This is a genomic window from Marinobacter bohaiensis, from assembly GCF_003258515.1.
Lineage (GTDB): Bacteria > Pseudomonadota > Gammaproteobacteria > Pseudomonadales > Oleiphilaceae > Marinobacter_A > Marinobacter_A bohaiensis.
In genome coordinates this window covers 516,763-541,091 of record NZ_QGEH01000001.1, presented here as the reverse complement: position 1 = coordinate 541,091, position 24,329 = coordinate 516,763, and the positions used below count along the sequence as shown (strand labels likewise).

General features: G+C 63.8%; 27 protein-coding genes and 1 other RNA gene. 19 read left to right on the top strand and 9 right to left on the bottom strand.

Annotated features, from left to right (window positions below; genetic code table 11):
• Nucleotides 1–33: 33 nt before the first annotated feature.
• A complete protein-coding gene (locus DKK67_RS02340) occupies nt 34–1,125 on the bottom strand; it encodes a porin (RefSeq protein ID WP_111494024.1) in 1,092 nt (363 codons plus the stop codon).
• A gap of 245 nt (nt 1,126–1,370) precedes the next feature.
• Nucleotides 1,371–2,687: a WS/DGAT domain-containing protein gene (locus DKK67_RS02335; RefSeq protein ID WP_322873900.1), complete on the bottom strand. Its 1,317-nt coding sequence runs from the start codon at nt 2,685–2,687 to the stop codon at nt 1,371–1,373.
• Nucleotides 2,688–3,272: 585 nt separating this feature from the next.
• On the opposite strand from DKK67_RS02335, the gene DKK67_RS02330 reads away from it, so the two are divergent.
• Nucleotides 3,273–4,202: an alpha/beta hydrolase gene (locus tag DKK67_RS02330; protein WP_111494020.1), complete on the top strand. Its 930-nt coding sequence runs from the start codon at nt 3,273–3,275 to the stop codon at nt 4,200–4,202.
• Between the two features lie 15 nt (nt 4,203–4,217).
• Here DKK67_RS02330 and DKK67_RS02325 read toward each other — a convergent pair whose 3' ends face one another.
• Nucleotides 4,218–4,499, bottom strand: coding sequence for a polyhydroxyalkanoic acid system family protein (locus DKK67_RS02325; RefSeq protein ID WP_111494018.1), 282 nt, complete (start codon nt 4,497–4,499; stop codon nt 4,218–4,220).
• Between the two features lie 244 nt (nt 4,500–4,743).
• Here DKK67_RS02325 and ubiE point away from each other — a divergent pair, with 244 nt between their 5' ends.
• The 9 genes from ubiE to DKK67_RS02280 all read left to right on the top strand — a co-directional run bounded on the left by ubiE (nt 4,744) and on the right by DKK67_RS02280 (nt 11,018).
• Nucleotides 4,744–5,535: a bifunctional demethylmenaquinone methyltransferase/2-methoxy-6-polyprenyl-1,4-benzoquinol methylase UbiE gene (gene ubiE / locus DKK67_RS02320; protein WP_111494016.1), complete on the top strand. Its 792-nt coding sequence runs from the start codon at nt 4,744–4,746 to the stop codon at nt 5,533–5,535.
• Nucleotides 5,535–6,182, top strand: a complete 648-nt coding sequence (locus tag DKK67_RS02315) for a ubiquinone biosynthesis accessory factor UbiJ (RefSeq protein WP_111494014.1) — start codon at nt 5,535–5,537, stop codon at nt 6,180–6,182. The genes ubiE and DKK67_RS02315 overlap by 1 nt, the downstream gene beginning before the upstream one ends.
• The gene (gene ubiB / locus DKK67_RS02310) at nt 6,179–7,819 is read left to right on the top strand and encodes a ubiquinone biosynthesis regulatory protein kinase UbiB (protein ID WP_111494012.1); all 1,641 of its coding nucleotides are present in this window, start codon (nt 6,179–6,181) and stop codon (nt 7,817–7,819) included. The genes DKK67_RS02315 and ubiB overlap by 4 nt, the downstream gene beginning before the upstream one ends.
• Nucleotides 7,820–7,854: 35 nt before the next feature.
• Nucleotides 7,855–8,286 (top strand): phosphoribosyl-AMP cyclohydrolase, encoded by a 432-nt coding sequence (hisI, locus tag DKK67_RS02305; protein WP_111494010.1) that lies wholly within the window; start codon nt 7,855–7,857, stop codon nt 8,284–8,286.
• Complete coding sequence (locus DKK67_RS02300; RefSeq protein ID WP_111494008.1) at nt 8,283–8,627, top strand: phosphoribosyl-ATP diphosphatase; 345 nt, start codon at nt 8,283–8,285, stop codon at nt 8,625–8,627. The genes hisI and DKK67_RS02300 overlap by 4 nt, the downstream gene beginning before the upstream one ends.
• Nucleotides 8,628–8,792: 165 nt before the next feature.
• Nucleotides 8,793–9,020, top strand: a complete 228-nt coding sequence (gene tatA, locus DKK67_RS02295) for a Sec-independent protein translocase subunit TatA (RefSeq protein ID WP_111494006.1) — start codon at nt 8,793–8,795, stop codon at nt 9,018–9,020.
• Nucleotides 9,021–9,031: 11 nt separating this feature from the next.
• Nucleotides 9,032–9,472, top strand: coding sequence for a Sec-independent protein translocase protein TatB (gene tatB / locus DKK67_RS02290; protein ID WP_111494004.1), 441 nt, complete (start codon nt 9,032–9,034; stop codon nt 9,470–9,472).
• A 104-nt stretch (nt 9,473–9,576) separates the two neighbouring features.
• Complete coding sequence (gene tatC / locus DKK67_RS02285; protein WP_228160598.1) at nt 9,577–10,299, top strand: twin-arginine translocase subunit TatC; 723 nt, start codon at nt 9,577–9,579, stop codon at nt 10,297–10,299.
• The gene (locus tag DKK67_RS02280) at nt 10,296–11,018 is read left to right on the top strand and encodes a 16S rRNA (uracil(1498)-N(3))-methyltransferase (RefSeq protein ID WP_111494000.1); all 723 of its coding nucleotides are present in this window, start codon (nt 10,296–10,298) and stop codon (nt 11,016–11,018) included. Before tatC ends, DKK67_RS02280 begins: the two co-directional genes overlap by 4 nt.
• Nucleotides 11,019–11,286: 268 nt before the next feature.
• Here DKK67_RS02280 and DKK67_RS02275 read toward each other — a convergent pair whose 3' ends face one another.
• Genes DKK67_RS02275 through DKK67_RS02260 form a run of 4 tightly spaced genes read right to left on the bottom strand, consistent with a single transcriptional unit; the run spans nt 11,287 to nt 15,704 of the window.
• Nucleotides 11,287–12,507 carry an FAD-dependent oxidoreductase gene (locus tag DKK67_RS02275; protein ID WP_111493998.1) on the bottom strand — a complete coding sequence of 407 codons (1,221 nt, stop codon included), beginning with the start codon at nt 12,505–12,507 and terminating at the stop codon, nt 11,287–11,289.
• Complete coding sequence (gene ubiH / locus DKK67_RS02270) at nt 12,497–13,765, bottom strand: 2-octaprenyl-6-methoxyphenyl hydroxylase (protein WP_111493996.1); 1,269 nt, start codon at nt 13,763–13,765, stop codon at nt 12,497–12,499. Before ubiH ends, DKK67_RS02275 begins: the two co-directional genes overlap by 11 nt.
• Nucleotides 13,766–13,777: 12 nt before the next feature.
• Nucleotides 13,778–15,094, bottom strand: a complete 1,317-nt coding sequence (pepP, locus tag DKK67_RS02265; protein WP_111493994.1) for a Xaa-Pro aminopeptidase — start codon at nt 15,092–15,094, stop codon at nt 13,778–13,780.
• Nucleotides 15,095–15,113: 19 nt separating this feature from the next.
• Nucleotides 15,114–15,704: a UPF0149 family protein gene (locus DKK67_RS02260; protein ID WP_111493992.1), complete on the bottom strand. Its 591-nt coding sequence runs from the start codon at nt 15,702–15,704 to the stop codon at nt 15,114–15,116.
• A 133-nt stretch (nt 15,705–15,837) separates the two neighbouring features.
• Between DKK67_RS02260 and DKK67_RS02255 the strand changes: the two genes are divergently transcribed.
• Nucleotides 15,838–16,431: a ZrgA family zinc uptake protein gene (locus DKK67_RS02255; protein WP_111493990.1), complete on the top strand. Its 594-nt coding sequence runs from the start codon at nt 15,838–15,840 to the stop codon at nt 16,429–16,431.
• 7 nt (nt 16,432–16,438) lie between these two features.
• Here the strand turns inward: DKK67_RS02255 and DKK67_RS02250 are convergent, their stop codons facing one another.
• Complete coding sequence (locus DKK67_RS02250) at nt 16,439–16,942, bottom strand: DUF3299 domain-containing protein (protein WP_111493988.1); 504 nt, start codon at nt 16,940–16,942, stop codon at nt 16,439–16,441.
• A 72-nt stretch (nt 16,943–17,014) separates the two neighbouring features.
• Between DKK67_RS02250 and DKK67_RS02245 the strand changes: the two genes are divergently transcribed.
• From DKK67_RS02245 to DKK67_RS02220, 8 genes are all read left to right on the top strand, one after another.
• Entirely contained in the window at nt 17,015–17,713 is a 699-nt protein-coding gene (locus tag DKK67_RS02245) for an ATP-binding cassette domain-containing protein (RefSeq protein WP_111493986.1), read from the top strand.
• On the top strand, nt 17,710–18,978 hold the full coding sequence (locus tag DKK67_RS02240) for an ABC transporter permease (protein WP_111493984.1): 1,269 nt from the start codon (nt 17,710–17,712) through the stop codon (nt 18,976–18,978). Before DKK67_RS02245 ends, DKK67_RS02240 begins: the two co-directional genes overlap by 4 nt.
• A 143-nt stretch (nt 18,979–19,121) precedes the next feature.
• Nucleotides 19,122–19,328, top strand: coding sequence for a TIGR02449 family protein (locus DKK67_RS02235; RefSeq protein ID WP_111493982.1), 207 nt, complete (start codon nt 19,122–19,124; stop codon nt 19,326–19,328).
• Entirely contained in the window at nt 19,328–19,609 is a 282-nt protein-coding gene (locus DKK67_RS02230) for a cell division protein ZapA (protein ID WP_111493980.1), read from the top strand. Before DKK67_RS02235 ends, DKK67_RS02230 begins: the two co-directional genes overlap by 1 nt.
• 80 nt (nt 19,610–19,689) lie before the next feature.
• A non-coding RNA gene (ssrS, locus tag DKK67_RS02225) (6S RNA) lies at nt 19,690–19,871 on the top strand.
• A gap of 83 nt (nt 19,872–19,954) precedes the next feature.
• On the top strand, nt 19,955–20,170 hold the full coding sequence (locus DKK67_RS21980) for a DUF6538 domain-containing protein (RefSeq protein WP_407657807.1): 216 nt from the start codon (nt 19,955–19,957) through the stop codon (nt 20,168–20,170).
• Nucleotides 20,171–20,290: 120 nt separating this feature from the next.
• Entirely contained in the window at nt 20,291–21,076 is a 786-nt protein-coding gene (locus DKK67_RS21490) for a hypothetical protein (protein ID WP_162628722.1), read from the top strand.
• A gap of 208 nt (nt 21,077–21,284) precedes the next feature.
• Entirely contained in the window at nt 21,285–22,043 is a 759-nt protein-coding gene (locus DKK67_RS02220) for a 5-formyltetrahydrofolate cyclo-ligase (protein ID WP_111493978.1), read from the top strand.
• Between the two features lie 593 nt (nt 22,044–22,636).
• Here the strand turns inward: DKK67_RS02220 and ilvA are convergent.
• Nucleotides 22,637–24,163: a threonine ammonia-lyase, biosynthetic gene (gene ilvA / locus DKK67_RS02215; RefSeq protein WP_111493976.1), complete on the bottom strand. Its 1,527-nt coding sequence runs from the start codon at nt 24,161–24,163 to the stop codon at nt 22,637–22,639.
• Nucleotides 24,164–24,329: the final 166 nt, after the last annotated feature.

Below are 24,329 nucleotides of genomic sequence, written 5' to 3'. Positions count from 1 at the left end.
TCAGACGCCGGCGTCCCTGCCGGTGCCGGCCGATCAGAACAGCACGACCGCGCCCACGGCGATGGTGTCCGCGTCGATGGTTTTATCCCCGGTCGACTGGGTGGTCTGCTCGAACAGGTTGTACTCAGCCACCAGCTTGAAGTTGCTGTTGATGTCGTGGAACACGCCCACCGAGGTGTTCTCGGTCTCGAAATCCGCCACGTCCGAATCGGTCTCGCCGTAGGACAGCACCAGCTTGGTCGCGCCCAGCGTGTAGGCGCCTTGCAACAGGAAGCCGTCCGCGCTCTCCTCGGCCAGCGCCGCTGGCTGGTTGGTGATCAGCACCGGCGCGTCGCCGTCGGCATTGAAGCCGGAGGCCCCCAGTGTCAGCCCGGCCACCGCCGCTTTCAGCCCGTAGCCCACCGCCTGTGACGTGACCTCATCACCTGTGCTGTCGCTTTCGGACGTCTGGTAGCGACCATTGACCCAGGCGGTCAGATCGACGCCGCCCAACGCCATGGTGTAGGTAATCTCCGACTCGAAGCGCGGCGCTTCCTCGTAGCCGTCGGCACCGGAGGTGGTCGCCGGGTCGAGCACACCGGCGGCGATCCTGAGCCCGCCCAGGTCCGGCGAACGGTAGGTGATCTGCGCCGTGGGCGTGGGGTAGGCGTAGCCGGCGCGGATGTTGCCAAAGGACACGCCGCCCGGCGCGCCCGGCGAGCCGAAGCCCATCAGGATCTCGTCCAGGAAGATGTTGTTGCGGGAATACAGGCCGAAGTCCTTACCGATCAGCACCTGACCAAAGTCCCCGTCCACCGTGGCGTAGAACTGCCGCACGTCGATGGCGGTGTCGGTGGGCGAATCCAGGCTGTCGTTGATGGTGGTCCAGAACGACGACCGGCCGCCCAGGGTCAGGTCGCCCATTGCCTTGCTGAAATTGAAACCGATGGTGTTGGGCAGGAAGCCCATCTTGACCCGCGACTGGCGCACGTCCGACACCTCGTCGTCGCGGTTAACGTAGAAGGCGTTGAAGTAGCCGTCCACGGAGAAGGTGGTGCCGTCCTGGTCATACAGGTCGATGGCGGCATGGGCGCCGCCCGACAGGCTGCCGGCAACCGCCAGCGCTAACAGTCTCTTGTTGTTCATACGAGCCCCCGATCTTTTGTTGTCAGGGGCGCTGGCGGGTGAGAAACCGGCGCCCCCTGCGGATCGGGAGAAGCACCGAATGGATTGCGTCAGTCGCTCCTCCCCGGCACGAACCGGCGTGCCGAGAGGGTATCGTCAGCCAGGGAGGACACCGGCTGAATGCGCCATGAGCGCTGATTTGAGCGTATTTTGGAAGGATCGCCCCGGCTCGCCACTTTGGCAGTAAGCCCCCGGGGTCGAAGGACCTATTGCCAGTCCTGCAGGGCCTGGACGCAATCGTCCAGGAACGGACGGGGATCGGGCAGCACCGCTTCGTCGGCCACCACGCCGAACTGCACCTGGCCGGCGTAGCTGACGACGCTCACCCCCAGCCCGATATCGCCGGACTGGGGCACCCAGAACATCTGCTCACGCACCCGGCAGCCGGCCAGGTAGCGAGGTTCGGCGCTGCCGGGCACGTTGGACACCACGGCGCTGGCCTTGCGGCAGAACAGGTCGGCGACCGATTCCTGCCAGTGTTTGGGCAACAGCCCCGCCGAACACATCAGGCCCCAGGAGATGCCCGGCTGCCAGGAGCGCTTGAGGCGGCGGGTTTCATGCTTGATCCGGTACAGCCGCTCCAGCGCGCTGTCGGCGTCCACCGGCAACGGCACGAAGACGGTCCCGAACAGATTCCCCAACTCGCCGGGCTCCGGCTGCACCGCGTCCGGCAGCAGGCCGCGAATGTCCACCGGCACCGCCGCATGCAGCATCACCTCGTCCAGGTCGAGGGCGTCGTGTTCCAGCTGTTGCCTTAGCGCGCGGGCAACACAGGCCAGCAGGACGTCGTTGATCTTGCAGTTGGTCTGCCCCGCAATCGTGCGAAAAGCCGCCAGAGGCACCGGCGCGGACCAGCAGCACTGGCGCCGCCCCAACAGACCGGGCTTGAGTCGGGTGTCGGTATCTTCGGCCTCCAGAATGTACTGGCTCAGTTCGTTGACCAGCTTCAGGCCGTTCCAAGCCGCGCGCTCCAGCTGCTGGCGTCGGGCTCCGCTTCCTGCCTCAGCCTCACCATCCAGACCATCCACCGACCCTGACTCGGCCAGCGTCACCTGGTTCTGCAGCCACTCCCAGCCGGCGCCGAACCAGCGCGCCGACGAGGTCACCCGGCTGGCGCTGTCGGGCAGGCTGGGCAAGGCGTCGGGAACGGAGGTGGTCAGGGCTTCGAACAGATCGATCAGGGACAGGCCGTCGGCGTAGCAGTGATGCAGCCGCAGCAGCAGCGCCGCACCGCCCTGGGCACGGGGCAGAAGCCAGAAGCACCAGCGCGGGCGGTAATCCGGTAACGGCTGATTGAGGCGGGCGGACACCCAGTCGCGCAACTGGGCCTCATCCAGCACCTCGGGCTCCACACGCAGGTGGTGGCGCAGGCGGAACAGCTCGTCCTCTTCCCAGGTCCAGAAGCCGCCCTTGCGAACGGGCATGCAGCGAAAACGGGCCACGCGCAGCCAGTGGTTCTCCAGGAAATGCTTGAAGACGGGGGCGGTCAGGCCATCAACCCGCAGCAGGACGGTGATGGTCATGGGGTTATCGGGAGCATCCATGGAAAGCCAGGCGGCATCAACCGGAGACAGTAAACTGGATTCCGCGTGGCTCAATGTCCAACTTCCCTTATCAGTCAACGCCCCGGGTCCAACAGGCAGGGCCTCCAACGGCGAGATGGCATTCCCATGACAAAGGCCGCATTGTGCCAGACATGCACAACCCACTCCACTGACCCGCAGGAGCGCCTCGGGCGTCGTCCGGGCCGCAGCGCTCGGCCCATGCTGTCCATTCCCTTTACAGCCTGGAGCGCAGACCGTACAAAATTTTACCCACGGGTACGCCCGTCTCATTATGCTGGGAGACAGTCGACCATGCGCTGGCGTTATCATTACAGGCCAACGCAGAGCATCGACTTTAGTCGTAATACATGACTAACACGCTGATTCTTCATGCTATAACGACGTATGACTGAAATGGCGCAGCGAAGGGGGTAATCCGCGCCAATACACATCACGAATAATAGACGTAGAAACATTCGGGATACGTCACGGAACGATAATAAAGCGGTGGCCTGGCAGCGATTATGCAGGGCACATCGCATCACCCGAATGGGGAGGCCAACCATGAAAGCCAGTCACGTCCGCAAGCTGATCAAACCGATCGACAGCGCCTATTCGGAGATGTTTTCCGGACGGGTCTACCGGGTCGGCAAGGGCGCCGTTTCGGTGCGCAACCACAGCGGTGAGGCCGAACAGACAGTGATCGGCGTGCACGGCTTCCTCGAGAACCACTGTTATTTTACCCAGGCGTACGAGGCCCCCACCACCGAACTGATCCTGCTGACCTGCAGCAACTATCACATCCCGGTGAGCGGCGTGACGCCGGAAACCCCGATCTGGGAAGTGCCGATCAAGTACCTGGAAGGTACCATCGAATACGACGCCTGCATCCTCAACCAGGCGCTGGCCAACCTGCCCTCGTCCGACCGCATTCGCGTACACGGCCACTCCCGCGGCGGCGCCGTCGTGCTGGAAGCTGTGCGCCAATGGCCGGAACTCTATGAAAATGTGGAAGTGGTGCTGGAGGCGCCCGTCCTGCCCCAGGGCAAGCTGCATGCGCTGGTGACCACCCTGCTGGAGCCGGTCAGCCACGGCATGTGGCCCTGGATCATCCGCTTGATCAACACCGCGCCGTCATCGGCCTACGGCCAGACCTTCTTCGGCAAGATGAATCCGCGCAAGAAGCAGTTGCTCAGCCACCTGTTCTCCGCGACCCGCGATCACCTGACCATCGTGCGCAACATCGAGAACATCATGGCGTGGATGGAGAAGACGCCGACCGACATCTACCAGCAGGTGCGCCACGGCACCTTCCTGATCCCGCAGGTGGACCGCATCCTCGACCGCGGCGCCATGCTGCGCAGCGCCCAGCAGAGCCCGACCACCATGCGCATTGTCGAGACGGAGTCGCCCAGCCACTTCATTACGCTCGACAGCAAGGAGTGGATACCGTCGCTGGAGAGCCTACCCCAGGCGTCGTCGGGAACCGCCTGAGACGACGCCGGCGAATCAGGCCTGGGCAATCAGCTTGTCCAGCTGGCCGTTGATTTCCTGTTCGAAGCGGGACTTGAACGGCCGCAGCATCATGCCCAGTTCCAGGTGCACCTGCAGTTCGTCCGGCGTCACGTTGAGATGCCCCTTTACCCCACTGCGTTTGAATTGCAGGGTATCGCCCTCCCAGCTGTAGTTCACATCGAACTGCTGAGACAGATCCTGCGCCAGCTTTTCGGCGGCCTCGCGCGCATGATCGTGGTCAAGAGAGTGGCGACGGTTGATATCAATGCTGGACATGCCTACCCCGGAGTCTGGTGATGGATAATACGCCGGCCATGCCTCACGCACGGACCGGATTCCACTGGGCAGTTTAAGGCTTTCCCCGTCTCGCGCAAGCAAGCCGGATCGGCCCGTTGTGCCCAATATCGGCCCGCGTCGCTTGTAGCGAGCGAACGGACGGTTAGAATACAGGATTGGTCCGCCCAAACCGGCCTGAACCGCCGCTCCGGACCGCCCTCATTTCGGCACGGGAACACCGCTCATGACTGATCCGCAGACCACACAACCCGCCCCTGAACCGACCCGCAGCGGCGACGAGACCACCGACTTCGGCTACCGCCAGGTCCGGCGGAACGAGAAGGCCGGCCAGGTGGCCGAGGTCTTTCACTCAGTGGCCGGCAAGTACGATCTGATGAACGACCTGATGTCGATGGGCATCCACCGCCTGTGGAAACGCTTTACCATCGAACTGAGCGGCGTGCGCGCCGGCCACCAGGTGCTCGACATCGCCGGCGGCACCGGCGACCTGACCATGAAGTTTGCCGACCTGGTGGGGCCGTCGGGCAAAGTCGTGCTGGCGGACATCAACGCCTCCATGCTGCAGGTGGGCCGCGACCGCCTGACCGACCGCGGCTACGTCGGCAACATCGAATGCGTGCAGGCGGACGCCGAGCACCTGCCGTTTCCGGACAACACCTTCAACGCCGTCAGCATCGCCTTCGGCCTGCGCAACGTCACCGATAAGGACCAGGCCCTGCGCGACATGTGCCGGGTGCTGAAACCCGGTGGCAAATTGATGGTGCTGGAGTTCTCCAAGCCGTCCAACCCGTTGCTGAGCAAGGCGTACGACATGTACTCCTTCAACGCCCTGCCGCTGATGGGCCAGCTGATCGCCGGCGACAGCAGCAGCTACCAGTACCTGGCCGAGTCGATCCGCATGCACCCGGACCAGGAGACCCTCAAGGGCATGATGGATAACGCCGGGTTCGTCCAGACCCGCTACCACAACATGACCGGAGGCATCGTCGCCCTCCACGTGGGAGTCAAACCCTGATGTTTCCCGGCCCGACCCTGCAGGCGGCGATGACCCGGGTCGTGGAGGCGGCCCTGGAGCAAGCGCTGGCGCTGGATCCCGCGGGCCGTCAGGCATTGCTCGGCGCCCTGGACGTCCCCGTGCTGTTTCGTTTCGAGGGCATTGGCCTGCACCTGTCGCTGCGCGCCGTGGCCGGCCGGGTACAGGTCGGCAGCACTGCCCCGGAAGACGCCGCCATGATCGTCAGCGGTCCGCCGCTGGCCTTCGCCGCCCTGGCCCAGGGGGACCCGGCGGTATTCAGTGAGCAGCGCCTGCGGGTGGACGGCGACATGGGCCGGGCCCACGCCCTGCAACGTGCCCTGGACCGGCTCGATCCCGACTGGGAAGCCGCCCTGGCCCGCTACACCGGCGACGTGCCCGCGCACTTTATCGGTCGTCGCGTGCGCGGCGCCCTGCACTGGCAGAAGCAGGCCTTCGCCTCGCTCAACGCCAACCTGGACGAATACATCCACGAAGAAAGCCGCACCCTGCCCGGTCGCAACGAGTTGTCCGCCACCTTCGACGACATCGACCGCACCCGCCTGCAGGTGGACCGGCTCGCCGCCCGGATCGAGCGCCTGCAAGCGCAGCTCGATGCCGATACAACCTCGCCGTCGGAGCCCTCGTGACCCGTCTTCAACGCTTCTTCCGTATTGCCTGGGTTTTCAGCAAGTACCGTCTCGATGAGTTCCTGCCGGTGGCCGAGCTGCCCGCACCGCTGCGCCTGCTGCTGATACTGGCGCCCTGGCACTGGTTCCCGGTCGGCAACCGGCCGCGCGGCGAGCGCCTGCGCCTGGCGCTGGAGGAACTGGGCCCCATTTTCGTCAAGTTCGGCCAGATCCTGTCCACCCGGCGCGACCTGTTGCCGGATGACATGGCCCTGGCGCTGCAGCAGCTGCAGGACCGGGTGCCACCCTTCCCCGGCCGCGAGGCCCAGGCCATCGTCGAGCAGTCCCTGGGCCAGTCGGTGAGCCAGCTGTTCCAGACGTTCGACAGCAACCCCATGGCCTCGGCTTCGGTCGCCCAGGTGCATGCCGCCACCCTGCACAGTGGCCAGTCGGTGGTGGTCAAGGTGATCCGGCCCGGCATCGAGCGGGTGATCCACCAGGACATTGCCCTGATGCGCATGCTGGCCCGACTGATCGAACGGGCCTGGGCCGACGGCCGGCGCCTGCGCCCGGTGGAAGTGGTGGCCGACTACGAGCAGACCATCTACGACGAGCTGGACATGCAGCGCGAGGCGGCCAACGCCAGCCAGCTGCGCCGCAACTTCGACGGCTCGACCCTGATCTACATCCCGGAAGTGTTCTGGGACTACACCACCGCCAAGGTGCTGGTGCTGGAACGGGTGGGCGGCATCCCGGTGGCCGACACCGAAGCGCTCAACAACGCCGGCGTCAACATGAAAGTGCTGGCCGAGAAAGGCGTGGAAATCTTCTTCACCCAGGTGTTCCGGGACAGCTTCTTCCACGCCGACATGCACCCGGGCAACATCTTCGTCGACGCCAGTAATCCGCAGGACCCGCGTTACATCGCCATCGACTTCGGCATCGTCGGCACGCTGGCGCCGGAGGACCAGAGCTACCTGGCGCGCAACCTGCTGGCCTTCTTCCGCCGCAACTACCGCCAGGTGGCGGAACTGCACATCCAGTCGGGCTGGGTGCCGGCCCACACCCGGGTCAACGAGTTCGAGGCGGCCATCCGCACGGTGTGCGAGCCCATTTTCGAGCGGCCGCTGAAGGAAATCTCCTTCGGCCACTTCCTGCTGCGCCTGTTCCAGACCGCCCGGCGCTTCGAAATGGAAGTCCAGCCGCAGCTGGTGCTGCTGCAGAAGACCCTGCTCAACGTCGAGGGCCTGGGGCGCCAGCTCTATCCCGACCTGGATCTGTGGAGCACCGCGCAGCCCTTCCTGGAATCCTGGATGCGCCAGCGCATCGGTCCACCGGGCATGATCAAGAGCCTGCGCGAACACCTGCCGTCCTGGCTGGAGCAGTCGCCGGAAATGCCGCAACTGGTGCACGATGCGCTGCTGCGGGTGCGCGACCTGGATCGCACGGCCTCCACCGATCACGCTACACTGAAGGCCCTGCAGGACGCCGAGAGCGCGCGCCGGCGCAGTTTTCGCCGTACCGTACTGGCCCTGGCCTGTCTGGGCGGTGCCTGGCTGACCACCCAGCCGCTGGGCTGGGCCTCGCTGGAATCGATACCGACCCAGGGCTGGATCCTGATTGCCGCCGCCGGCTGGCTGCTCGTCGGCCGGCGCTGATCGCGCCCCAACTGACTTAACCGGACTGGAACCCCATGCAAGACACCGCTTCTAACCCGTTGCCCAAAGACTGGCTCGATGCCATCAAGTGGGACGACCAGGGCCTGGTGCCCGCCATCGCCCAGGACGCCGCCAGCGGCGATATCCTGATGATGGCCTGGATGAACCGTGAAGCCCTGGCCCTGACCGCCCGCGAGCAACGCGCCATCTACTGGTCCCGCTCGCGCGCCAAACTCTGGCGCAAGGGCGAGTCCTCCGGCCACGTGCAGCAGGTCTCGGAAATCCGTCTCGACTGCGACGCCGACGTAATCGTGCTCAAGGTCGACCAGTTGGGCGGTATCGCCTGCCACACCGGCCGGCGCAGCTGCTTCTACCGGCGCCTGGAAGACGGCCAGTGGGTCAGCGTGGAGCCGGTCCTGAAAGATCCCGATGCCATTTACGGCAACAGCGGAGGCACTTCCTCATGAGCAATACCTCCAACGATGTACTGGGCGAGCTGGCCCGGGTCCTCGAAGCACGCAAGTCCGCCAGCCCGGACAGCTCCTACGTGGCCAGCCTGCACCACAAGGGCCTGAACAAGATCCTGGAAAAAGTGGGCGAGGAGTGCACCGAAATGCTGCTCGCCGCCAAGGATGCCCAACAATCGGGCGAGACCGACGAGCTGATCTACGAGACCGCCGACCTCTGGTTCCACTCGCTGGTGGCCCTGTCCCACCTGGGGCTTGGCCCACAGGCGGTGCTCGATGAGCTGGCTCGACGCTTCGACCTTTCCGGGCTGGACGAGAAAGCGGCACGAAACTCGCAATAAAACCGCAACATAGAGGCATTAGTGTCTCAGCAGCCTGATACGCTTACCGCCATGCACAGCGCGGGTTGACCACCGGGGCATCCGACCACGCCCCGGACACTTCCCAAACCCGCACGCAGGTAGCGTACAATCGGATTAACAGTAACGAGACACGAGGGCTCGGAAATGGGTATCAGCATCTGGCAACTACTAATCGTTCTGGGCATTGTCGTCCTGCTCTTCGGAACCAAGAAACTGCGTAACATCGGGACCGACCTGGGTGGCGCTGTCCGTGGCTTCAAGAAGTCCATGGCCGACGAGGATCAGAAAGACACGCTCGATCACGACAAACAGAGCAACGTCTACGAATCCACCAGCACCTCTGAAACGTCCGACAAGAAAACCCAGGGCTGAGCCGAACCGCCATGTTCGATATCGGCTTTCTTGAGCTGCTGATCTGCGGCGTCATCGCCCTGCTGATCCTGGGGCCCGAGCGCCTGCCCGGCGCGGCCCGGACGGCGGGACAGTGGGTCGGCCGCACGCGTCGCCTGGTGCGCCAGTTCACCAGCGAGCTGGACCGCCAGGTGAAAGCCGACGAGCTGCGCGAAAAGCTGCGCAAGGAAGGCGGCATCGACCTGGATGGCGTGGAAAAGAACGTGCGCGATGGCATCGCCAAGGCCCGCGACTACGAGCACCTGATCCTGTCCGACGAGGAAAAGCGCACGCTCGAGTCCGCCCCCCGTTCGCGGGAAGAGGCGCTGCAACAAAGCCAGACTGCGACGGCCGAAGCCGCCCCTGACCAAGCATCGGACAACCGCGATCCCCACGCCGACACCCCACAGGCCGCACCGGAAAACCGTACATGACGTCCCGCCCATCAGGAGATGCCGTGTCCTCCGCTGAACAGGACAAACTCGATTCGCCGTCACCCGCCAACGACGGCCCCGGTGGAGACGACAATCAGGCGGAAATGTCGCTGATCGACCATCTGCTGGAGCTGCGCAATCGCCTGCTCAAGGTGGTCCTGGCGGTTCTGGTCTGTTTCGCGGCGATCTACCCGTTCGCCAACGAGCTCTACCTGTGGCTGTCCCAGCCGCTACGCGACCTGCTGCCGGAAGGCCAGGTGATGATCGCCACCGACGTCACCTCGCCGTTCTTCGCACCGCTCAAGCTGGCGCTGGTGGTGGCGGTGTTCGCGGCCATTCCCTACATCCTGTATCAGGTCTGGAGCTTCATCGCGCCGGGCCTGTACCGCCATGAGAAGCGGCTGGCGTTTCCGCTGCTGTTCTCGTCGGTGCTGCTGTTCTACCTGGGCGCGGTGTTCGCCTATTTCGTGGTGTTTCCGCTGGTGTTCGGCTTCTTCACCAGTATCGGTCCGGAAGGCATTTCCGAGATGCCGGACATCAGCAGCTACCTCACGTTCGTGCTGAAGATGTTCTTCGCCTTCGGCGTGGCGTTCGAGATCCCCATTGCCGTGATCCTGATGATCCTGGCCGGCATCACCACGCCCGAGGATCTGGCCGCCAAGCGTCCCTACGTGGTGGTGGGCTGCTTCATCATCGGCATGCTGCTGACCCCGCCGGACATCATCTCCCAGACCCTGCTGGCCCTGCCCATGTGGATCCTGTTCGAGCTGGGCATCCTGTTTGGCCGACTGGCCCGTCGCCCGGAGACGGCTGACGACGCGTCATGAACCTGGGGCTCCTGTTTGACGACGACTTCGTCGCCGAAGACCGCGTGGTGCTGCGCGACCGCCGGCGCAATCATCTGGCCGGCGTGCTTAACGCCGAAGTCGGCGACCGCATCCCCGTGGGGCGCGTGGATGGCCTGATGGGCCACGGCGAACTCACCCACCTGGATGATCGCGAAGCCCACCTCACGGTACACCTGGATACGCCGCCGCCGGAGCCCCTGCCGCTGAGCCTGGTACTGGCCATGCCGCGACCCAAGATGCTGCGCCGGGTGCTGCAGACCTGCGCCAGTCTGGGCGTCAAGGACATCTGGCTGATCAACGCCTACAAGGTGGAAAAGAGCTTCTGGCAGACCCCCTGGCTGCAGGCGGAACACCTGCGGGAGAACCTGACGCTGGGCCTGGAGCAGGCCCGCGATACGCGCCTGCCTGAAGTCCACATCCGCCAGCGCTTCAAACCGTTTGTGGAAGACGAGCTGCCGGAACTGATGGCCCGGCGTCCGGGGCTGATCGCGCACCCTGGCACCGACACGCCCTGCCCCACGCATCTGTCAGAACCCGCCACCCTGTGCATCGGCCCCGAGGGCGGTTTCATTCCCTACGAAGTGGACAAAATCATCGAGGCGGGTGCCGAAGCGGTTCATCTGGGGTCCCGCATCCTGCGCGTGGAGACCGCGGTGCCGGTGTTGGTGAGTCGGCTTTATGATGGGTGTTTGTATTAGGGCGAATTGACGCGGCGAGGAGGTTCGAGCGGGCACTTCCTGCGATGAGAGGACATTGTCGGGATACGCGGCTTTCGCAGTCTTACGGTCTTCGAGACGTCAAAGTCGGGCACCTTACGGCGCCTCCGAAGCTAAAGCGTCGGCTGCATTTTCCAGACAACCCGAGCATGTAGCCGACGCTTTAGCTTCGGAGCAGCCCAGCGGGCTGCCTGTTTGCAGCGATCGACTTGAAGCCAGCCGCCCCCAACCGAAGCGACAGACAACGCCGTTATTCCAACCCCATCGCCTGGGCCGCCAACCGGTTCTTGAGCGGCCCGGCCTCATCCAGCCAGCGCATACCGGCGTTGCGCATCCAGCGCAGCGGCAACTCATCCCTCGCGAACAGCTGCTTGAAGCCTTCCATTGCCGCCATCATCGCCAGGTTCTCACCCTTGCGGCGGCGCTGGTAGCGTGACAGCACCAGGGGCTCATCGGCGGGCAACCCCGTATCGCGGGCCCGTCCCAGTTCGTCCAGCAAGGCGCGCACGTCGCCGTAGCCCAGGTTCACGCCCTGGCCCGCCAGCGGGTGGATGGTGTGGGCGGCATCACCAATCAGTACCAGGCCCGGGCGCACGTAGTCCTTGGCGTGACGCTGGCGCAGCGGAAAAGCATGGCGTCTGGAGACCTGCTCCACCGCACCGAGACGCCGTTCGATGGCGACCTCCAGCTCAGCGGCAAAGGCGGCGTCGTCGAGCGCCATCAGGCGACGCGCCTCGGCGGTATCCTGGGACCAGACGATGGAGCTGTAACAGCGCTCCTCCGCCTCGTTTGCCAGCGGCAGAAACGCCAGCGGGCCGGTCGGCGTGAAACGCTGCCAGGCGGTGTGATCGTGACTCTGGGTGGTTCTCACTGTGCAGACGATGCCCTGCTGGTCGTAGTCCCACTCACGGGTGGGCAGGCCGGTCCACTGGCGCAGACGGGAATTGGGACCGTCCGCCGCAACCACCAGCGCCGCCTGCAGGTGGCGGCCGTCATCCAGGCGGATGCCGCGTTCGTGACCTTGCTCCCACCAGCCGCTAACGGTCACGCCATCGATCAGCTCGATGTCGCTGTCCATCACCGCGGCCATCAGGGCTTGCACCAGGATACGGTTCTCGACAATGGCGCCCAGCGCCGATACGCCCAGCTCAGCCGCCTCAAAGCGGATTCGGCCAGTGCCATCGCCGTCCCAGACGTCCATATGCGCATACGGGCAATGGCGCCGGGCGGTTACCGCCGGCCAGACACCCAGCTCGCTGAGCAGGCGCTGGCTGGCCAGCGCCAGGGCACTGACCCGGGGTTCGAAAGCGTCCACGCCGTCGGCCGGAGCCAACGCCTCCGACCAGACCAAACGGGGCTGGCTTTCCACCAGCGCGACCTGCCATCCCTGCCGGGCCAATCCCAGGGCAGCCGCTGCGCCGGTCATGCCGCCGCCGACCACCAGGATGTCGAAGTGCTGTCTAGCGCTCATCGCCAATCCCTCTCGTAAAGCGCCCCAGCCCCATGGCACGACGGGCGAACCAGCGGCGCGCGCCCGGGACCAGGTCGAGCCCCACCAGACCGGCGTCGCGGGCCGCGGCCAGGGCTCGCGAACGTGCCCCGAACACCTGGATCAGGCTGTCGGAAAAGCGAACGGTTTCCTGCCAGTCGCGGCGGTGCTCGTCCTGATACGCCTGCAGCACGCCCAGGTGCCCGAGCGGCGTGCCGGCCGTGTCGGCCTTCTCAAACTGTTCCACCAGCCCCATCAACCCGCGCAGCGCCAGGTTGAATCCCTGACCGGCGACCGGATGCAGGGTGTGGGCGGCATTGCCCACCAGCACCATGCCCGGGCGTGCCGCTTCCGGCACGGTGGTCAGCTTCAGCGGGTAATGACTACACTCACCGATGCGTGTGAAGCGCCCCTGGCGCCAGCCAAAACGGGCCTGCAGCAGGGCCAGGCGGTCGGCGTCGGAGCCGGCCAGCACCTGCTCCAGGTCGTGGTCGTTCAGGGTCCAGACCAGCGCCGAGTCGCAGGCGGCCGCGCCCGGACGCCCCCGAGGCAGGAGCGCCATGGGACCGGCGTCGGTGAACCGCTCGTACGCGGTGCCGGCGTGGGGCTGACGGGTGGAGACGTTGGCAATCAGGGCGTGCTGGCCGTAGTCGCGGGTATCGGCGCGGAAGCCAAGACGCTCGCGCAAGCCGGAACGACCACCGTCGGCGACCACCACGCATTGGGCGGTGACCGCCGCGCGGCTCCCATCCATATCCAGGATAGCGCTGACGCCGGACGGCTGCGGGATGACATCCATCACCCTGGCCGGTGCCCGCCAGTGAACCTGCGGCCGCTCGGCCAGCGCCTGCATCAGCGCCAGCCCCATCAGCCGGTTATCCACCACGTAGCCCAGGGCGTCCTGGCCGTGCTCTTCCGCCGCCAGGCGGGTGGCACCGAAGCGACCGCGATCCGAGACGTGGATATGGCGGATGGGCATGGCCCCGCCGGCCAGTTGCGGCCACAGGTCGAGGCCGTCGTAGATCAGCCGTGAGCCCCAGGCCAACGCCGTGGAACGGGCATCGTAACTGGGCTGGTAGGCGTCCGGTGTGGCGTCGGCCGCCAGCGGATAGGCCTCCACGACAGTGACCTGGAGATGCGGCAATCGCCGGGACAGGGCCAGCGCCAGGGTAGCGCCCGCCAGGCCGCCGCCGGCGATCAGCACATCGGTATCGAACGGGGACGCGGCCGGTTCGCTCACGGGCGTATCTCCTTATTCGGCCATCAGCGCTTCAATCTCGTCGATGCGCTTGGGCACGGCGTCGGTCAGCACGCGGCACCCCTCTTTGGTGACCACCACGTCGTCCTCGATGCGGATGCCAATCCCGCGCCACTGTTCGTCCACCTCGGTGTTATCCGGAGCAATGTAGAGGCCGGGTTCGACGGTCAGGGCCATGCCCGGCTCCAGCACGCGCCAGGCGTCGCCGATGCGGTAATCGCCCACGTCGTGGACATCCAGCCCCAGCCAGTGACCGGTGCGGTGCATGAAGAACGGCCGGAAGGCTTCCTGCTCCAGGGCTTCCTCCAGGTTCAGCCCCTTGAGGATGCCCAGGTCGATCAGACCCTGGGTCAGCACTTTCAGCGCCGCCTCGTGCGGATGGTTCCAGTGGTTGCCCGGCTTCACCGCATCGATGGCTGCGTACTGGGCCGCCAGCACCACCTCGTAGACCGCCCGCTGGGGATCGCTGAAGCGGCCGCTGACCGGGAAGGTCCGGGTAATGTCCGAGGCGTAGCACTCCAGCTCGCAGCCCGCGTCGATCAGGACCAGATCGCCGTCCCTGAGCGGCGCGCTGTTCTCGATGTAGTGCAGGATGCAGCCGTTGGCGCCGCTGCCGACGATGGACGGATAGGCCGTGGAACGCGCGCCGTGCTCCATGAAGGTGTGGTTCAGGGTCGCTTCAAGGTTGTACTCGTAGCCGCCCTGCCGGGCGCGCTTCATTGCATTACAGTGGGCCTCGGCGCTGATCTCGCCGGCTTTGGCCATAACCTTGATCTCGGCCGGACTCTTGAACAGACGCATGTCGTGCAGGGTATGTTCCAGGGCCACCAGTTCGCCCGGCGGATTGGCGCCGGTGCGCACCTTGCTGCGGATGGTCTTGACCCAGTCCATCACCTGGCTGTCGAAGGTCTTGTCCTTGCCCAGTGGGTAATAGACGCGGCTGCGGCCTTCGATCATGCCCGGCAGGATGTCGTCGATGTCGGCGATGGGAAAGGCGTCGTCGAAGCCATAGCGCTCGATGGCCCCTTCCTGCCCCACGAGGAAGCCGTCCCAGAGTTCCTTGGCGGGATCACGCTCGCGACAGAAGAGCACCGATTCGCCGTGCTCGCGCCCCGGGATCAACACCAGCACCGCTTCCGGTTCACCGAACCCGGTGAGGTACTGGAAATCGCTGTCCTGGCGGAACGGGTGCAGCACGTCGCGGTTGCGGACCCGCTCCGGGGCCGCCGGCACGATGGCAATGCTGTTCTCCGCCATCTGCTCCATGAGCGCCTGGCGACGGGCGGCAAATTCTTTGATCGGCATCAGCATAATCGGTACTCCGGCAATCTCAGTGCAGGGTCTTGTCCGCTGGGGGTTCGGGGGCGTTGAATTCGGTAAAGACGGTCAGCACCCCGACGCGGACGTATTCCATGATCTCGTTGAACTGCTGCTCGCCTTCCTCGCTGTCTTCCTCGCCGTCGGCGACCTGGCTGATGGCGACCATGTCTTCCACCAGCTCGCGGACTTCACCGGTGGCCTCGCCCAGCGCCTGGCTGGCCTCGATCGCCATACCTTCCAGGAAGCCGCGTACCCAGGACGACAACGCCTGCAGGCGCTCTTCCAGGGCGTAGTCGTCTTCCGGCAGCAACGGCTTGAAGCTGAGGTCGGACGCTTTCAGCGCTTCGAGGGTCACCTCGTAGGCCGTATCCAGGAAGGTCGACAGCTCTTCGGAGGACTCCGCCGCTTCCGGGGCGATGCCCATCTGCTCGCTGGCGCCTTCGCGCCACTGTTTGCGATCCAGCCGTCCACCGGCGGCCAGGCGTCCGCACAGGACCCCGTGCAGCTCCGACGGGTGGCTGAACGCCTTGAATTGGGTGAACAGGTTGGCCCAGGTCTCGAACTCACCGAGGGCCGGTGTCATGGTCGTTTGCTCAGTCATCAATCAACAATCGGTGGATGCATTTGAAGGCCCCTATCCTAGCACTCGGGGGCGGTAAACACATCGCCGCGCGGCTTGACGTTATCCGCGGATACAAATACGTTATAACATAACCATTCAAAGGAGATTCCGAATGCCCTCGTCGCGCTGGCTTGCCGCCACCCTGTTCAGCCTTCCACTGTCCTTATCCACCCAGGCCGCCGAGGGACTGGGTGCCCATGTTCACGGCCAGGCCCAGCTGCAACTGGCCATCGAGGGATCGTCGGTGGAGCTGCTGCTGGACTCACCGGCCTACAACCTGGTTGGCTTCGAACACGCACCCCAAAACGACGCGGAGAAGGCCGCCCTGGCGGACACCCGCCACTGGCTCGAGCGGACGCCGCTTCTCGACGGTGCCGACTGCCAACTGGAGACCGCCTCGGCCAGTCACACGCTGGCAGAGGCTGACGAAGCGCATCACGACCACGCCGAAGCCCATGGCCACGAGCACGAGCACGAGCACGAGCACGAGCACGAGCACGAGCACGAAGGAGAGCATGACAGCCATGGCGAGTTTGAAGTCATCCAGCGTCTGAGCTGCGACGGCTCAGTGGCGTCCGCCAGCCTGACCACGCCCCTGTTCGAGCGGTTCGACGCCCTGCAGCGCCTGGACGTGCAATGGGTGGGCGATCAGGGCCAGGGCGCTCAGGTCCTGACCCGCGAGCGCCGGGCGCTGTCGATGGAGTAGCGCTTCGTCAGCCTTCGTAGGGGACGATTTCCAGGGCGTCCATGGCGTAGGAGGAATCCCCCACTTCGGTCTCGGTCTCCTCAATGCGCAGCACGCCCTTGACCCAGAAGGGGTCGTACAGCGCTTGGACCTGGAAGCCTTCCTCGTAGGTGACGTGGATGATCTGGTTGGGCGGGGGTGGCGGCACGTGGATGCAGGCCCCGTAGTAGGGCACCAGGAAGAACTCGTAGATGCGCTGATCGTTGTCGACCTTGAGCGGCACCACGAAGCCGGGAATGCGGACCCTGCGATGATCGTATTCCGGCACCGTGCGACCGGTCATGATCTCGTCCGGCAGAGTCACGGGGCCGTTGCCCTGGTGCTCGATTTCGGGCAGATTTTCCAGCAGTGCGAGATCCTCGGCGGGCATCAGGTCCAGCCAGTCCACTTCCGGCCAGGCCTCCTCCGCCGACACCGGCTGACCAACGGCCAGCAGGAGCGCCACCACCAGGGAACAAAACGCGCGCAACATGGGTAGAATCCTCAAGCATCGATTGAAGCCGATCATACACGGCCACCATCCAACCACAAGGGATGTAACACCATGACCGCCCGCCCCCGGCCACCGCTGATCGAGGCACTGGACCTGAGTTACCGCTGGCCCGGCACCGAGCGCGCGCTGACCTTTCCCGACCTGCTACTGGCACCGGGCGAGCACCTGTTCCTGCGCGGCCCCAGTGGCAGCGGCAAAAGCACCCTGCTGGCGTTGCTGGCCGGTCTGAGCCTGCCGGACGACGGCGTCCTCCGATTAGGCGACCGCGCTCTCCCCGAACTGAGCCGCCGCGCCCGGGACCGACTGCGGGCGGATCGCATGGGCGTGATTTTCCAGCAGTTCAACCTGGTGCCTTATCTGAGCGTGGTGGATAACGTCACCCTGCCCTGCCGGTTGTCGAAAACCCGCGCCGGTCGCGCCCGGCCCGATCCGCAGCGGGAAGCGCGGCGACTGCTGACAGCGCTCGACGTGGACGAGGCGCTCTGGTCACGCCCGGTGACCCGCCTCAGCGTGGGGCAGCAGCAGCGGGTCGCCTGCGCCCGGGCCCTGATCGGACAGCCCGACCTGGTGCTGGCCGACGAGCCCACGTCGGCGCTGGATGCCGACAATCGCGACCGTTTCATCGAACTACTGATGCAACAGTGCCGGGCCAGCGAGACCGCGCTGGTGTTTGTCAGCCACGATCGCGCCCTGGCGAGCCTGTTCGACCGGAGCCTGGATCTGGCCCGCACCCCGGAGGCCGCCGCATGAGCCCCGTGCATTTCCTGTCCCTGGCGCTGTCCAGCCTCTGGCACCGGCGCGGCCTGCTCGGGCTGGTGGTGCTGACGCTGACCTTGAGCGTGACGCTGATGCTCGGCGTCCAGTACCTGCGCACCGAGGTGAAAGACACCTTCAGCCGCACCATCAGCGGCACCGACCTGATCATCGGCGCCCGCGCCGGCCAGCTGAACCTGTTGTTGTACACCGTGTTCCACATGGGCGATGCCACCAACAACATCCGCTGGAGCACCTTCGAGACGCTCGCCGACGACGAGCGCATCGACTGGCTGGTGCCCATTTCCCTCGGCGACAGCTACGAAGGCTACCGCGTGGTAGGAACCAGCGAGGCGTTCCCGAAACATTTCCGCTATGGCCGGGACCAGCGTTTGGCCCTGCACCAGGGCGCCTGGTTCAGCGACCTGTTCGACGTGGTGCTGGGCGCCACGGTTGCCCGGGAAACGGGCCACGGACTCGGCGACCGCATCACCCTGGCCCACGGTACCGGCAGCGTCAGCTTCATGAAGCACGACACCATGCCGTTCGCGGTGTCCGGCGTCCTCGCCCCGACCGGCACCCCGGTCGACCGCGCGGTCTACATCAGCCTGGCGGGCATGGAGGCCATCCACGTGGGCTGGCAGGCGGGCGTCCCGATTCCCGGGCGCACCCCCAGCGCGGATGCCGTGCGCGAGCGGGACCTGACGCCGGACGCCATCACCGCCGCCTACGCCGGCATCGGGCGCAAGGTGCTGACCTTCCAGGTCCAGCGCGCCATCAACGAGTCTGACCTGGAGCCGCTCAGCGCTATCCTGCCCGGCGTCGCCCTGAGCGAGCTCTGGCGCCTGATGGGCCAGTTCGAGAAGGCCCTGGTGCTGCTCAGCGGCTTTGTCGTCGTCATCAGTCTGGTGGGCCTGATCGCCGTGTTGCTGGCGATCCAGCGCCAACGCCAGCGGGAGATCGCCATCCTGCGGGCGGTGGGTGCGTCGCCATTACTGATTGCCGGTCTATACGCCCTGGAGTGCGTGCTGCTTGCGCTGCTCGCCTGTGCCCTGGCGCTGCTGTTTGGTGCCGTGCTGCTCCAGGCGCTGGCGCCCTGGCTGCTGTCCCAGTGGGGCATTGCCCTGAGCCTGCGCTGGCCCGACTCGCAGGAATGGTTGCTGCTCGGCGCGGTCCCGGTCCTGGCGTTGCTGGTCTCTCTGGCCCCGGCCTGGCAGGCCTACCGCGGCAGTCTCAGCGAAGGCCTGTCGGAGAGCGCCTGAGCAGGCGGTCACAAATGGCCCGCAAAGATGACGGGACGGCAAGGTCTGCAAATTGACCCCCCTTAAGGCCCCATTTATAGTTGGTGAGGTAACTCACGGATTCCCCCCAGAATCCTGATTCTTCGCCCGGGAAGTGAAACGCCATGGATCAGTCTGAATTGCAGGCTCTTGCCGACAAGGTGGACCGCCTGATTGCTCGTTGTGAGAAGTTGGAGCAGGAAAACGCTTCCATGCGTCAGACGCAGGATGACTGGAACCGCGAACGCGCCCAGCTCATGCAGAAGAACGACCTGGCCCGCAACAAGATTGAAGCGATGATCGGCCGCCTCAGGGCCCTGGAGCAACACTGATGTCGGACACCCCCACCACGGTCGAAGTCAGCATCCTCGACAAGTCCTTCCTGGTCGCCTGCCCGGACGACGCCCGGGACGAACTGAAGGAAGCCGCCCGTCACCTGGACAGTAAGATGCGCGAGATCCGCGCCAGCGGAAAGGTCTTTGGCACCGAGCGGATTGCCGTCATGGCAGCACTCAACATCACCCACGAGCTGCTGCAGCACAATCTCTCCGATAAAGCGGCCCGTATCCTGGAACAAATGGACCATCGCCTGGACGACGCTCTGGGCGAGTGAGCGGACGGAGATAGACCCGGCATCAGGATTATCCGAAGTCGGGTTTGCATCCACACCGGGTAAAGCCCTTATAATGAGTCCACTTCCTGGGTTGTTCGCTGGTCGGATACGTCCTCGAGCCGATGCGCAATACCTAGGTGGCTACTTCAGGGCATTGTGAGCATGTCCCCCACGCAGGGGAAAGCCTAATGTGTCACAGCGGCCACCACCTTGAACTTTTGGGTTCAAGGGCCACATCCGATAACGGCATCCCGGGAAGCTTTATTTTCAACTAGTTACCTTAAAAACAGTTGCTTACAGTCTTTACCCATTACCGCACTGGTACAAAAGACTGGTACAAACTAAGTGACTGCTCTCCGCATCAGATCAAGCCTGCATCGACGTCCCTTGACCACAAACTTCCAATATCGAAAGCAGCTCCTCAAAGCTTTGCGACCCTATTTTGGGAAGAGCGAGATCAAGAAGAGCATAGGTACATCCGACCCAGTTGTCGCCCGCATCCGTCACTGTGCCCCAATTGCCAACGAGAACTTCACTACGGCGAGTATAAATCAGCGTTAGTGGAGCAGTTGAAAGCAAAGGTTTTACGGATGAGGTAGTTAGAGAGTTCGTAAACTGGCAGAAACAGGTGGATAAAAGTTAATCTAAGCTCCGGGTACTGTTTCACGAAGGAGCACCACTATGCGTTTGCCGCTGGCTGTCGGCAGCTTGGCCTTATTCTTATCTGGCTGCGCTACGACCACGTACCATACTGACTTCCATCCGGTTCAAAAACCGTATCAGCAAATCTATTACAACCAAGGCTGGACAGTCTTGCATCAGGAAGGCACTCAATTTGACGTTGAGCTTGCCGTTCGAGAAAGCAAAGAACGTTGGGAAGAAATAACCGCCTTTATTACAGTGCTCAATCGATCCGGTGGGCCGGTCAACATTGGCATTGAAAACATCACCCTTACTCAAGACAGTCAACCAATAGCCCTGTGGACATATCACGAACTTGAGCAGCAACACGTCACAAGAGCACAGTCACGAAAAACAGCAATAGCCTTAGGAGCCATGGCGCAGAGTCTGAGTGCCTCTCAGCCAACTACAACTTCAACCTATGGCTCAGGATCGGTATATGGAACTGGTGGAAGTGCTACTTACTCAGGCTCTTCCTATAGCACAACCTATGACCCGGCCGCTTCGGCAGCAGCTCAGGCCCAGATTCAGGCAAATGCCCAATCAGGCATGGCAAACATCAATGCAGACCTTGTTCACGGCCTGAGCGCCCTTCAGGGGTACCTCCAAAAGACGACAATCCTTCCCGAGAACAGCTTTACGGCTCGATTCCGTTCCCATCGAACGTCATTCAATAATAAAGCCGAATCTTATTATCAGTACCTGATTCAACTGCCAGGAGAGAAATTTAGGTTTAAATTTATGGAGGAAACCAGCTCCGAGACACATAAACGCAAGTTGTTTTGAATGGCAGTCTTGGCTGAATCGAATTGCAATCAAGTCCAACAGGGTGGTACAAACCAAGCTTGGAATGACCGTAAGCTACTGTATTAAGCCTCGGTTACGAAGGGTCCTTTGAACTTTTGGGTTCAAGGGCCACATCCGATAACGGCATCCCGGGAAGCTTTCTTTTTCTCGCCTGAATGCGCCATCGCTTCCACCACACGCGTTACGAATGGCCGACACTGTGACCCGATTTCCCACCCCCGTCCCGGCAAGCGCCAACCGCAGACAGCTCCGCCGCACCCTGCGCCAGCGTCGACGGGCCCTGTCCGACAGCCAGCAACGGGCCGCCGCCCGGGGCCTGATCGTTCAGTTGATGCGCTATTTCGGCCTGTCCCGGGCCCGCCACATCGGCCTGTACCTGCCCAACGATGGTGAAGTCGATCCACGCGCGTTTATCGAACAGGCACGCCGACGCCGGCTGAGCGTTTATTTGCCGGTCCTGCACCCGGTGCTGGGCAACCAGCTCTGGTTCTATCGCCTGGACCCGCGCACGCGATTGCGGCGCAATCGTTTCGGGATTCCCGAGCCCGCCAGGCGCAACGCGCCCCGCCGCGCACCTTGGGCATTGGACGCGGTGCTGATGCCGCTGGTGGGCTTTGATGATTGTGGCGGCCGGCTGGGTATGGGGGGCGGCTTCTACGACCGGACCTTTGCCTTCAAACGGCAGGCGTACGCGCGACCGCCGGCGCTGATTGGCCTGGCGCACGACGAACAGGAAGTGGAAAGCCTGCCGGTGCAGACGTGGGACGTGCCCATGTCCAGGGTGATCACCCCGACGCGACAGATTGTCTGTCAAAAGCAGGCTTCGGGAACCGGAAACGTAGCCGGAAAAACGGGAGTTCAACGCCACCCCCGACTGCGCTTTGGGCGCTACCCATGGGCCGACAGACGTCAGGGTCGACGGCGTCTCGGCCGGATACCGCGTTAAACGTGCTCCGGGGTCGGCAAGGACGGGATAAGCAAAAGCAGGATAGGGAAACGTCGAATCGAGGCGCCGCCACGCTCACCGCACGTGCGCCTCGCCACTCGTTCGCCTTTATTCGTCGGCTGAAGACAGCAATGACGGGTTGACGACGTCCGCCGCCCGCGACTTGGGCTCAGACGCGTGCAGCGTTGTCAGCCCCGTGACCGCAAGGCCAATGACGAAAATAAAAACGAGCGCCCGGATCATGTCAGGCTTTCGTTCCATGGTATTGCATCCCCCAATATCAGCGGCTTTGGTACCGCTTTCGTATTCTGTTTTGGTCGTTCCTGATCAGCGCTGCTGCCCCAACCGGTCGCCGCTCGGATGATGACAGATGGGCCATTTGGACCCATTGTAAATCCTCACGACAATCAGTTGGTTATTTTTTATTCGAAGAATTGTTGTAAATAGTATCAGCTAACTTCCCGAATACAATTTATTACAGATTACAGAATATTTAATTCCTGACCGGTGAGGTTCGCGCCCACTCCAGCCCATAAAAACGGCCGGGATCCGAGGATCCCGGCCGTCTGGTATACCCGCTTGCCAATCCGGCTTCAGTGGTTCCCGTTCCCCAGGAACAGCCGGTAAGCCTCGTTATCGGTCACGTTCTCGTAACGGAAGCCCACCTTGTCCAGCATCTGGGTAAAGGCCCCGATCTCGTGGTCCTCCACCTGGGCGCCCATCAGCACCCGGCTGTAGGCCGCACCGTGGTTGCGGTAATGGAACATGGAGATGTTCCAGCGGGTGCCCAGGGACATCAGGAACTTGAGCAAAGCCCCGGGTCGTTCCGGGAACTCGAACTGGAACACTTTCTCGTTGTTGATGTGCGGCGCGTGGCCGCCCACCATGTGGCGAATATGCTGCTTGGCGATGTCGCTGTCGGTCAGATCGATGACGCCGTAACCGCCGTCCCGCAGGTCCTCGACAAGCTCCTCGCGACCCAGGCCACCGGACTGGATCTGGATGCCGACGAAGATGCGGGCCTCGTCGCCGTCCGAGTAGCGGTAGTTGAACTCGGTGATGCTGCGCTTGTGCAGGGCGTTGATGAACGATTTGAAGCTGCCCGGGCGCTCGGGAATGGTCACCGCCAGGATCGCTTCGCGCTGCTCGCCGATTTCCGTGCGCTCGGAGATGTAACGCAGCCGGTCGAAGTTCATGTTGGCGCCACTGAGAACACCCGCCAGGTTCTGCCCTACGACTTCCTCGCGCTGGACGTATTTCTTGATGCCCGCCACCGCCAGGGCCCCGGCCGGCTCGCAGATGGAGCGGGTGTCGTCGAACACATCCTTGATGGCGGCGCAGATTTCGTCGGTGGAGACGGTCACCACCTCGTCCACGCACTCCTTGCAGATGTCCCAGGTGTTCTTGCCGATCTGCTTGACCGCCACGCCGTCGGCAAAGATGCCAACCTCATCCAGAACCACCCGCTCGCCAGCGGCCAGCGCCGCCTGCAGGCAGTTGGAATCTTCCGGCTCCACGCCGATGACCCGGGTCTCCGGACGCAGGTACTTGATATAGGCCGCCATACCGGCCATCAGGCCACCACCGCCCACCGGAATGAACACGGCGTGCAGGGGTTTTGTGAACTGCCACAACAGCTCCATGGCCACCGTACCCTGGCCGGCGATCACATCGGGATGGTCGTAGGGCGGGATGTAGGTCAGCCCCTGCTTGTCCATCAGTTCCTGGGCGTGGGCGGCGGCCTCGTCGAACGCGTCACCCTTGAGCACCACCTTGGCACCCCGGTCGCGCACGGATTTGACCTTGATCTCCGGCGTGGTCTGGGGCATGACGATCACCGCCTTGATGCCCAGCTCCTGCGCCGCCAGTGCCACGCCCTGGGCATGGTTGCCGGCGGAGGCGCAGATCACGCCCTTCTCCCGCTCTTCCTCGCTGAGATGGGCAATTGCGTTGTAGGCGCCACGGCACTTGAACGAGAACACCGGCTGCAGGTCTTCGCGCTTCAGAATAATGTGATTGTTGAACCGCTTGGACAGGTTACGGGCATGAGTCAGCGGCGATTCAATCGCCACATCGTAGACTCGGGCATCGAGTATTTTCTTGATGTAGCGCTGTGGCATGGTGGCAATTCCCTTCTCTGGGTCGATGAAACAACGGTCCCTGACAGACCTTTCGGGTGGGTGAAAACCCTCAAGTCTACGGAGTTTGGCGGTTTGGCGTCCAGCGTTAATGCCCGGCCGACACGACGCGGGTCAGCTGGCCCTGTATGGCCTGCCGTCACACCGT